The organism is Clostridium sp. CAG:43 (assembly GCF_000434655.1).
GTDB classification, from domain to species: domain Bacteria; phylum Bacillota; class Clostridia; order Lachnospirales; family Lachnospiraceae; genus Otoolea; species Otoolea fessa.
In genome coordinates this window covers 77,945-87,408 of sequence record NZ_FR895029.1, presented here as the reverse complement: position 1 = coordinate 87,408, position 9,464 = coordinate 77,945, and the positions used below count along the sequence as shown (strand labels likewise).

The following is a 9,464-nucleotide window of genomic DNA, read 5'->3' as shown; positions in this document are numbered from 1 at the left end:
GCGGGAAAACCAGGGGCGAGCGGAAGCAGCGGCTGCTGCGCCAGGGCGGTTTCCATTTTTCCGGTCCCGTGTAAAGAAAAAGAAATTTGGACGGAATGGGAATAAGATGTGATAAGTTCTGCAAAAGGGCATAAAAAAACCTGTCGGAAACGACAGGCTTTTTTATGTAGATATTTCGTTTTTGTTTAATTAGCCCTGCTCGATAGCGCCGGTCGGACATACGCCTGCACATGTACCGCAGTCGATGCAGCTGTTAGCGTCGATTTCGTATTTGCCATCTCCCTGAGAGATTGCTCCAACTGGACATTCGCCAGCACAGGAACCACAACTTACACAAGAATCAGTAATTACAAATGCCATGATAAAATCCTCCTTTTATATTTATGCGTTTGGCTATATTCTATACTAAAAATGAAAAATATTCAAGGAGAAATTGATGGTTTTCATGTTCTAAAATAGAAGCAATGGAAAAAACCGATTTTTCTGGAAGTCAGCATTCTTACAGGGTCGAGAGCGTTGAGAGCGCGTGCTCCCGGACGATCGTCTCATAATGCTCCTCATAGTATGCCTCAAATGCATTTGGGGCAGCGGCAGTCTTTAATGGTTCGCTGTACTCGGACAGGAGATTGCACAGGCGGTTGAATGCGTCGGTGCTGTCGGCTGTCTGGCGGACAACAAGGTAGTAACGACCGTCGGACGGGTGTTTATAAAGCGTGTTCGGTGTTTCGCAGACTGGAGCTGCGATGCGCGCTGCCCGGCAGACCTCGTCGAGGGAGCCGAAAGTAAAAATACGCGCTGCCGGCAGTTTGGGACCTGGCTCTGCCTTTTCAGTGGAAGGCGCGTCCGAACCGGTCAGCGGGCTTGCGGCGGTATTTTTGCCATTGTCAGTAAACAGGCTTAAAAGCCCGTCCGCGCCCTCTAAAAGCTCGTTGGCAAGCGTTGTCAGAGGCTCGTCCTCGTTTCCCGGGGAAAAGCGTGAAAAGCGGGTGTCCAGTTCTTCCGGATCCTCGATCTTGGTAATGATCAGCATGATACTCTCACTGGAGAGCGGAATTGCTTCCACCATCAGAGGAATATCGTCCGCCTCGAAGCCGACTTCATTCGATGCCTTCTGGATCATTTCATGGAACAGTTTTTTCGCCTTTTCCGTGCCATAGGCGAGTTCGCCCAGATTTAAGTTGCGGGCGCTCAGATCGCTGCTTGTCAGGGTGCAGCGGATCTGGTTTTCGTTGATGCGTTCTATTTTCATGGATTTTTCACTTCCTTGTCTTTTGGGTGGTTAAGATACCGAATGCTCCGTGCTTCGCACTTCCGCAATTTTGCAAGACATTTGTAATCCGCTCATTTTTCTGCGGAAAAAGGCTGCTTACTCATGTTTTGGACTTTGGAACCTTGGTATTCATCATACTATATAATATAATCACTTGGCAATTTGAATATGAAAAAAAAGCATAAAATCTTTCTAAAAACGGTTGCGGGAACTGAGGGGATCGTATACAATGAATCTTGAGAGGTGGTATAGACCGAAAGGAGGCGCGGTACGGAAACAGCCGTTCTATTTGGAAAATACCAGCTGGAACGTGTGATCGGACGCGGTCGGAGCGGAACTGTTTTTTTAGCCAGGCATCTGGGGCTTGATGAAGAGAGAGCGATTAAGCGTGTTAGGCGGACAGAGAGCGGTTTCATTCAGGAAGCAGCGCTTTTGAAGCGGCTGCGCCATCCGGGAATCCCGATCATCTACGATCTGGAAATTGACGAAAATTATTATTATCTCATCGAGGAATATCTGTGCGGTGAGTCGTTGTATGCCCGAATTGAGAGAACGGGCAGTCTGCAAACGGGAGAGCTTATCCGTCTGGGAATTGAGCTTTGCCGGATCATGAATTATCTGCATTCATTCAAACCAAATCCAATCTTATATTTAGATCTCCACCCCGGGAATCTTCTAATCTGCCGGGAACAATTAAAATTGATTGATTTTGATCAGGCGGCACTGGCGTCTTTGAGCCAGGAACGATCTGTTTGCTATGGAACAAAAGGCTTTGCAGCCCCCGAACAGTATGAGGGAGGGACTCTGGATGAGAGGACCGACATCTATGCCATTGGCGCCCTCCTGTACTATATGGGGACAGGGCATGCCCCAGAGGGGGAGATAAAAGCAGGACAGGGAAGCTGTCGGGGAGATCTGTACATTCTTATGGGGCGATGTCTCAGAACAGAGAAAAAAGAGCGCTGCCAGAGTGTCCGGGAAGTGTTAGAGGCATTGGAAAAACTGGAGGCGCGCATATTTGCAGAACGTCATATACCACTTCTCAGGATTGCCGCAGCAGGCAGCCGGAGCGGAATCGGGGTTACACATACCGCACTTGGCGCGGTCCGATATCTGCGGCAGAAAGGAGTTTCCTGCCTTTACAGGGAGCAGAATGACACGGGGGCAGTCCGCAGGCTGGCATCCTGGTATGGGCTGGCGCCGGATGAACATGGAATTTATTACATGGACGGTCTGGCGTTGAAACCCAGATACAGCGATGTGGTGCAGCTGGAACAGCCGGTGTTTGAAGTGATTTTAGATGACTGCGGAACCGGGCTCCAGACGGTTCTGGAGGGGGAGTATGATTTGATTCTTTTCGTCTGTGGATTGCAGCCGTGGGAGAAAGAAGATTCTCTGCGGGCGATCCGGTTTCTGGGAGCAGAAGAGGGACTCCAGATTTTATTAAATCACAGAAAATGCGGGCGGGATTATCTTCCGGAGGAGGTCAGGTATCTTAAGTATCTGCGGCTTCCATTTTTAACCCCGCCGTTCGATGCAGGCGGAAGGCGGGGGCAGGAAAATGAGGCAGCGGAGGAGACAGAATTTTTTGAAAGGATTTTCCGGGAGGCAGCTCTCAAAAAAGGACGGGGGACCAGACAGGCAGCAAAAGAAGGGGGACTCTGGCGGAACATCCGGCGAAGGTGGGAGCGATTTATGGGTGGATTCCCGTGGCAGTGGAAATAGGAGGAAATACAGATTAGAATCGGAAAACGGGGCGAAGGCTCAAAAGTGGGGCGAAAATTCAGGCAAAAACCAGTGCCAGACACAAAGCAGGCCGGGACAGAACGCTTGGAATGTATCGGGATAGCCGGGAGCGGACCATCGGTTGGGGTGACACACTTTTCGCTTATGACGGCAGCATATCTGTCCGGGGTTCTGTGCCGGCGAACGGCGGTTCTGGAACAAAATGAGAGCGGCTCATTTGCACAGCTTGAAAAGATATTCCGGACGGGAAAAAGAAGGGAAAAACCGGTTATAGACGAGGCAGGACAGCCGTTTGAAATTAGGGGAATTTTTTTCTATCAAAAGGCTGAACGTGCAGAATGGTACGATTGTTCGGAAAGGGGGATGGAGGCGATGGTGATCGACTTCGGAGCCTTGACACAGAAGAATCAGGATGCCTTTTTTCGATGCAGCCGCTGTTTTCTGGTCGGTTCGGTCAGCGGATGGCAGCTGGCAGATTTTGCGGCATTGGCAGCAGAAAAGCAAAAATGGAAAAAATGGTATGAGTATTTCGTCTCATTTGGAGAAGAGGAAGCTGTAAAAATGGCAGAGCAATATCTGGATATCCGGATCCGGCGAATCCCACTGCAGAAGAACGCATTGATGGTTACGGGAGAGTCCATGACTTTTTTTGGAAAATTCCTACGATAAGCGAGGCAGACCTGGGGTTATAAATTACCGATTATCTCCGAAAGGTCAAAAGTTAGAAGGGGCTGTTTTCGCGGAATGGAGAAGGTGTGGAATGGTAGTGAGAAAAAGTAAAAAAGAAGAGGCAGAGAGGAGGCGTAGGGAACAGCAGAGAATATTTGTCGAGGGATTACAGCGATATAAAAGCAAAGGAATCCAGATTTTAATTGATGGGAGGGAGTGCAGGCCAGAAGAATACAGGAAGCTGTGTGAGTTCCGGGAGGACGGATCGTTTTATATGGCTGATTACGTCGGAGCGGAGACAGGAGTGCTGACAGAGATACATTTTGACCGGGTTTACAACCGGTGATAAGAGAGGTGCCGTTTTGTCCGTATCTGGACAGTCCGCCGGATTTTTCTTTCGGAGAAAATGGTGAGAACTGTTTAGATGGTGCTATTACAGTTACTGGGCACGTATGCGTAAACAGTAACCTATTACAGGGAAAATGAAAGAGGAGTTAAGAAAAAAGTCAACATTCCATGGAGCTGGTGTGATATAATAAGGGCACTTAACGAGGTATTTTCAAGCTTAGTGTTTATGGTATTACCTTAACATACACCGGAGGAAAACATGGAAAGAGGAAGATCAAGGAAAGCACGTTCGGGCTGTCTGGGACGGATTTTCGGGTTTGTGCTGTTTTTAATCGTGGCAGCCGTTGGCGTGATTGAAGCGGTCAAATATATGCCAAGCCGGGAGAGGGCGGATCTGGATGCTCTGTACGCGGCGGGCGGCAGCGACCGGGTGGCGCTGTATCTCAACTATGAACGTCAGGAGGAGAGCGGGGTCTACGTGGACGGGCAGACATATCTGCCGGCTGCGTGGGTAGATGCGAACTTAAATGAACGTTTTTACTGGGATGCCAATGAGAAAATACTGGTGTACGCCCTGCCGGAGGAGATCGTGAAAAGCGACGAGACGACAGTGGATGAGGACGGAAAAAAGATCCTTTACCGGGATGGCGATGCAGTTTATCTTTCACTGGCTCTGATTCAGAAATACACCGATGTGCGTCTGCAGGCGTATGATGGTGAGGCACAGAAGCGGGTTTTCGTGGAAAATAACTGGGATCCGGTCACGGTGGCAGATGCGGCGTGGAGCGCCAAGATCCGCTTAAGAGGCGGCTTGAAAAGCCCGATTGTGACTGAGATAAAGCGCGGCGGGACAGTGACGGTGCTGGAACAGTATGACAACTGGGCGAGAGTTATGACACCGGACGGTCATATTGGATATATGCACAAGTGGAAGATGAAAAATCTGCACGAGGAGACATTAAAGAGTGATTTTACTGCTCCGGTCTACCAGAATATTTCACTGGATCAGAAGATTGTGATGGTCTGGCATCAGGTAACGATCGCGGCGGCAAACCAGGCGATGGATTCTCTGATTGCAAAGACGAAAGGTGTCAATGTCATCGCGCCGACGTGGTTTACGCTTAGCAGCAACAGCGGCGCGTATGAATCTCTGGCAGATAAGTCCTATGTGGATCGGGCGCATGAAAAAGGTCTTCAGGTCTGGGCGGTACTCGACAATTTCAGCCGCGAATGCAGCAAGAACGTGCAGGCGGAGGTGCTTCTTTCCAGGACGTCTGTGCGCGAAAAACTGATTGAAAATATGATGACAGAGGCGGACCGTTATGGATTTGACGGTATCAATCTGGATTTTGAGAGTTTGAAGACGGCGGCGGGCGTCCATTACATCGAGTTTATCCGCGAGCTGTCGGTTTCCTGCCGAAAGAAAGGGCTGGTGCTGTCGGTCGATAACTATGTTCCGGCGGTATATAACCGTTTCTACAACCAGAAAGAGCAGGGCAACGTCGCAGATTATGTGATTATCATGGGTTATGATGAGCACTATGCAGGCGGTGAAGCCGGTTCTGTTTCTTCGATCGGATATGTCGAAAACGGCATCAAAGATATGCTTTCCCTGGTTCCGAAGGAAAAGGTAATCAACGCAGTCCCGTTCTACACAAGGCTCTGGACGGGAAGCGGCGACAATGCGTCCTCCCGTGCGATGGGAATCTCCGAGGCGACAAAATGGGTGTCGGAGAGCGGCATGGATCTGACCTGGGATGATTCGCTTGGTCAGTATTACGGCAGGCTGGACAGCCAGAACGGCGAACAGCAGCTCTGGATGGAGGAGACAAGGTCTCTGGGACTCAAGATGGATTTAATCAAGAAATACGACCTGGCAGGCGTAGCCGGATGGCGGCTGGGGCTGGAAACCAGCGACGTCTGGGATGTGATTGGCTGGGAGTAGAGACAATTTAATTAAGATTCAATGATTCAAAGTAGGGTGGAAGCCTCATGCGGGAGCGTGGGGCTTCTGCTTTTTTATGTAATAGGAAATTCCTTGGAATTCCCTATTACACAAAAAGGCACTAACGTGCCAATGATGCGCACTCGCGCGAAGATGTAGTTTGTCGCAAGCGACCGCGCTCGGCGCGAGAATGTGACAAGGCACATTCTTCTTTATAAAAAAAGAGCGTCTTGGACAAAAAACCTCCGGGCGGAAAGATTGATTCATCCGCCTGGAGGTTATTAAAATATCAAAAATATTGTTTTGTCTGGGAGAAATGTGATTATTCTGCCTCTTTTGCCTGATCGATCAGGTTGGTGTAGAAAGCAAGGAAACTGTCATCACCTTCAGCGATCATAGCTTCCGGATGGAACTGTAAGCCCATCACGTAGTCTTTATCTTCTCTGACGATTGCTTCGACGACTCCATCTGGAGCAGTAGCAACGACTTTCAGGTTGTCACCTAACTGATCGACTGCCTGATGATGCCAGGAGTTTACAGTGTAGGTGCCTTCTCCGCCAAATGCGGCAGCAACGATGTTATCTTTGTCTACGGTAATCTCATGTTTTGCGAATACCTTACCGTTCGGATCGCGATGATCGATATCGGACGGATTCTGAGTCGGAAGATCCTGATATAAGGTACCACCGCTTAATACGTTTAAGAACTGCATGCCACGGCAGGTGCAGAGCATCGGGATATCCTCATCGAGAGCTGCCTTGATTAAAAGAGAATCAGAAGTATCTCTGACTTCGTTTACAGTCTCTAATTTTTCGTTTGGCTCTTCGCCGTAGTAGCTCGGATCAATATCTTCGCCGCCGGTCACAACCAGAGCATCGATTTCTGCCAGAGCATTTTTCGCGTCATCCTCGGTTTTGATCTGAGGAAGATAAATTGCTTCGCCGCCAGCTTTGGTAACGGCATCTATATATAACTGTGCATCTTCGTCGATTTCGTCTGCATTCCATGAAACGCCGACTTTGACTTTCTCTTCTTCGTCATTCGCCGCTTCTTCGGCAGTTTCTGCTTCGCCTTCTGTCTCGGTTACTTCGGCTTCAGCCGCTGTTGTATCGGCTGCCGGTTCAGACTTTGTTCCACAAGCTGTTAAAGAAAAAGCCAGGGATAAAGAAAGAAGCACTGCACTGGTCATCATTTTAATTTTTCTCATTCTAATTTCCTCCTTAATACAAATTGTCCTCCCAAACATGGCTGGATTCTAACATAAAACAGTCAAAAAAATACAAAAAAATACAAAAAATTACAAAACAAAATAAAATAATTTTTAATTCTACCTAAAAGATATAATATAATTTTGTAGACATACGAAAAATGAGCGAAAATAAGAAGGGTAAATGGAAGCGAAGAATTGAGTAGGGAGGAGTACGGGGAAAAGCCCTGATAACAGAAAGTTATACCTTCATTCCCTTTCTTAATTGGATTTTCCCTGCAGGCAGGCGTTACAATAAGGACGGAAAAAAACAGACGGGCAGCCGGGTCAAGGCTGCGGGGCTGATAGAGATGGCGGAGTGCAGGAAAGACTCCGAGAGAACATGACAAACAAATGGAGGAAATCAAAACATGGGGAAATCACTTACCAGAAAGATTATTGAGTCACACTTCGTATCGGGCGATATGACGCCGGGCGAAGAAATTTTTATCAAGGTGGATCAGACATTGACACACGATATCAATGCCGTTATGACTTATCTGGCATTCGAGGCGATCGGACCGGACCGGCGTGGTTGTGGTTCCGTCCGGAAAGATCGCGGAAGTCTACGAATCCGCCTTCCGGATCGCGAAGCGCGAAGATCGCGTGGCGGTTCATCTGCGCGAGGGAAAGACGCTGAAGGAGTCGCGAAAGCTGGCAGCGGCGGAAGTTGGGCAGTAGGACTCAAAAATCGGCATATGACTCAAAAATAAAATTTGAATGACTCATTTGTGAGCACATAAAAGCTCACAAATGAGTCATTTTTTGCATTATGAAAAAAATGAGACAAGAACGAGTCATTCCTGGAAGGTTATCAAAAAAATAAATAAAAATTTTAATTCGACAAAAACCTTGTATTTACAAGGAAAACCTCGAATTTTTTGGAAAATAAAAAAGAAAAATATTAAATAAAATCGAAAAACGTAAAAGTTGGCACGGAACTTGCTATATATATGAGTATCAAGCAAAAGTACCAAGCAAAAAGAAAAATATATTACATGGAGGGAACACATTATGAAAGTTGGCGTATTAAAAGACATCAAAGTAGGCGAGTACCGTGTCATCGCAACCCCGGCGGAGGTAAGCATGCTGGTAGGTGACGGCAATGAGGTTTACGTTCAGAAGGGCGCGGGCGAAGGTTCTGGATTCCAGGATGAGGCATATGTGAAAGAGGGCGCGAAGCTGGTTGATACAAAGGAAGAAATTTATGCAACCTGCGATTTCGTCGCAAAGGTAAAAGAGTTTGAACCGTGCGAGTACAAACTGCTCCGTGAAAACCAGATCGTATTTACCTGCATCCATCCGGCAGCACATCCGGAAGAGGTACAGGCACTTCTCGACAGCAAGTGTATTGCATTTACCGCAGAAGATTCCCACCGTTACGGTTCACCGAACTGCGAGGCAGCTGGTAAGGCGGGTGCACTCTTTGGTCTGGAATCCCTGCTCTCCCTCAACGGCGGCAAGGGCAAATTCGTCAACGGTCTCGGCGGTGCTCCGGGCGTTAAGGCGCTGGTCATTGGAGGCGGCGTGGTAGGACGCGCAGCAATCTCTGTTCTTCATGCGCTGGGCGCGTGGGTAACGGTTATGGATATTAATATCGGAACCCTGCGTGATATCGGAAAACAGTTCAATGAGGAAGTCAATACCCAGATTTCCAACCGTTATAATCTGAAAAAGATTTTACCGGAGATCGATGTCGTATATAATTGTGTTAGATGGCCGAAGGATGCCAAAGAATACATGATCGACCGCGAGATGGTCCGCTCGATGGAGAAAGGTTCCGTTATCGTAGATATCAGCAACGATTATGGTGCAATCGAGACATTCCATGAGACCACCCATGAAAATCCGCGCTATATCGAAGAGGGCGTCGTACATTATTGCGTAAGCAACATTCCGGGGGCAATTTCCCAGTCTACCTCGATCGCATATGCAGCATCCGTACTGCCGCACTTCAGAAGCATCATCAACAATGGCGTGGCGCAGGCATGTGCAAAGGATGGTTTCCTGCGCCGCAGCTTAACCACCTACAAGGGATACTTAACCCATGAGGAGACAAGTGCCATCCAGGGCAGACCGTGGGTTCGTCCGGAAGACATCTTAGAGATCGCAGATCAGAAACTGGATCTGGCTCCGTCGACAACCAAGAGCCATTCGGATAACTTTATCAAATTAGAAAAGTGATTTTCAGATAAAGGATACCGGCAGAACGCTTTTCGTGAAACGTATGGGGATACGGA

Annotated in this window: 10 protein-coding genes (1 of these 10 cut by a window edge); 7 read left to right on the top strand and 3 right to left on the bottom strand. The window is 48.2% G+C overall.

From position 1 onward, the window contains the following. On the top strand, positions 1-74 hold the final stretch of the coding sequence (locus QVO97_RS02670; RefSeq protein WP_022358870.1) for a helix-turn-helix domain-containing protein. The gene continues 637 nt to the left of window position 1, outside the view; the window shows 74 of its 711 coding nt (coding positions 638-711); its start codon lies beyond the left edge, outside the window; its stop codon occupies positions 72-74. Between the two features lie 115 nt (positions 75-189). Here QVO97_RS02670 and QVO97_RS02665 read toward each other — a convergent pair whose 3' ends face one another. Then, positions 190-360 carry a DUF362 domain-containing protein gene (locus QVO97_RS02665; RefSeq protein WP_022358869.1) on the bottom strand — a complete coding sequence of 57 codons (171 nt, stop codon included), beginning with the start codon at positions 358-360 and terminating at the stop codon, positions 190-192. Between the two features lie 139 nt (positions 361-499). Beyond that, positions 500-1,249 carry an adaptor protein MecA gene (locus tag QVO97_RS02660; RefSeq protein WP_022358868.1) on the bottom strand — a complete coding sequence of 250 codons (750 nt, stop codon included), beginning with the start codon at positions 1,247-1,249 and terminating at the stop codon, positions 500-502. 324 nt (positions 1,250-1,573) lie between these two features. Between QVO97_RS02660 and QVO97_RS02655 the strand changes: the two genes are divergently transcribed. From QVO97_RS02655 to QVO97_RS02640, 4 genes are all read left to right on the top strand, one after another. Beyond that, positions 1,574-2,995 (top strand): serine/threonine protein kinase, encoded by a 1,422-nt coding sequence (locus tag QVO97_RS02655; protein WP_273394275.1) that lies wholly within the window; start codon positions 1,574-1,576, stop codon positions 2,993-2,995. 165 nt (positions 2,996-3,160) lie between these two features. Next, entirely contained in the window at positions 3,161-3,685 is a 525-nt protein-coding gene (locus QVO97_RS02650) for a hypothetical protein (RefSeq protein WP_288188724.1), read from the top strand. Next, entirely contained in the window at positions 3,666-4,031 is a 366-nt protein-coding gene (locus QVO97_RS02645; RefSeq protein WP_288188723.1) for a hypothetical protein, read from the top strand. Before QVO97_RS02650 ends, QVO97_RS02645 begins: the two co-directional genes overlap by 20 nt. Positions 4,032-4,292: 261 nt before the next feature. Next, positions 4,293-5,978 carry a glycosyl hydrolase family 18 protein gene (locus QVO97_RS02640; RefSeq protein WP_022358864.1) on the top strand — a complete coding sequence of 562 codons (1,686 nt, stop codon included), beginning with the start codon at positions 4,293-4,295 and terminating at the stop codon, positions 5,976-5,978. 322 nt (positions 5,979-6,300) lie between these two features. On the opposite strand, the gene QVO97_RS02635 is transcribed toward QVO97_RS02640, so the two are convergent. Further along, a complete protein-coding gene (locus tag QVO97_RS02635; protein ID WP_022358863.1) occupies positions 6,301-7,185 on the bottom strand; it encodes a gamma-glutamyl-gamma-aminobutyrate hydrolase family protein in 885 nt (294 codons plus the stop codon). 410 nt (positions 7,186-7,595) lie between these two features. On the opposite strand from QVO97_RS02635, the gene QVO97_RS02630 reads away from it, so the two are divergent. Together QVO97_RS02630 and QVO97_RS02625 are read left to right on the top strand one after the other, a co-directional pair. After that, positions 7,596-7,937, top strand: coding sequence for a hypothetical protein (locus QVO97_RS02630; RefSeq protein WP_022358862.1), 342 nt, complete (start codon positions 7,596-7,598; stop codon positions 7,935-7,937). Between the two features lie 301 nt (positions 7,938-8,238). After that, positions 8,239-9,408 carry an alanine dehydrogenase gene (locus tag QVO97_RS02625; RefSeq protein ID WP_022358861.1) on the top strand — a complete coding sequence of 390 codons (1,170 nt, stop codon included), beginning with the start codon at positions 8,239-8,241 and terminating at the stop codon, positions 9,406-9,408. The last annotated feature ends 56 nt before the right edge of the window (positions 9,409-9,464 follow it).

Coding starts and splice junctions, on each gene's coding strand:
- QVO97_RS02665 (WP_022358869.1), bottom strand. CDS start 360: ATGGCATTTGTAATTACTGATTCTTGTGTAAGTTGTGGTTCCTGTGCT.
- QVO97_RS02660 (WP_022358868.1), bottom strand. CDS start 1,249: ATGAAAATAGAACGCATCAACGAAAACCAGATCCGCTGCACCCTGACA.
- QVO97_RS02650 (WP_288188724.1), top strand. CDS start 3,161: ATGACGGCAGCATATCTGTCCGGGGTTCTGTGCCGGCGAACGGCGGTT.
- QVO97_RS02640 (WP_022358864.1), top strand. CDS start 4,293: ATGGAAAGAGGAAGATCAAGGAAAGCACGTTCGGGCTGTCTGGGACGG.
- QVO97_RS02635 (WP_022358863.1), bottom strand. CDS start 7,185: ATGAGAAAAATTAAAATGATGACCAGTGCAGTGCTTCTTTCTTTATCC.
- QVO97_RS02630 (WP_022358862.1), top strand. CDS start 7,596: ATGGGGAAATCACTTACCAGAAAGATTATTGAGTCACACTTCGTATCG.
- QVO97_RS02625 (WP_022358861.1), top strand. CDS start 8,239: ATGAAAGTTGGCGTATTAAAAGACATCAAAGTAGGCGAGTACCGTGTC.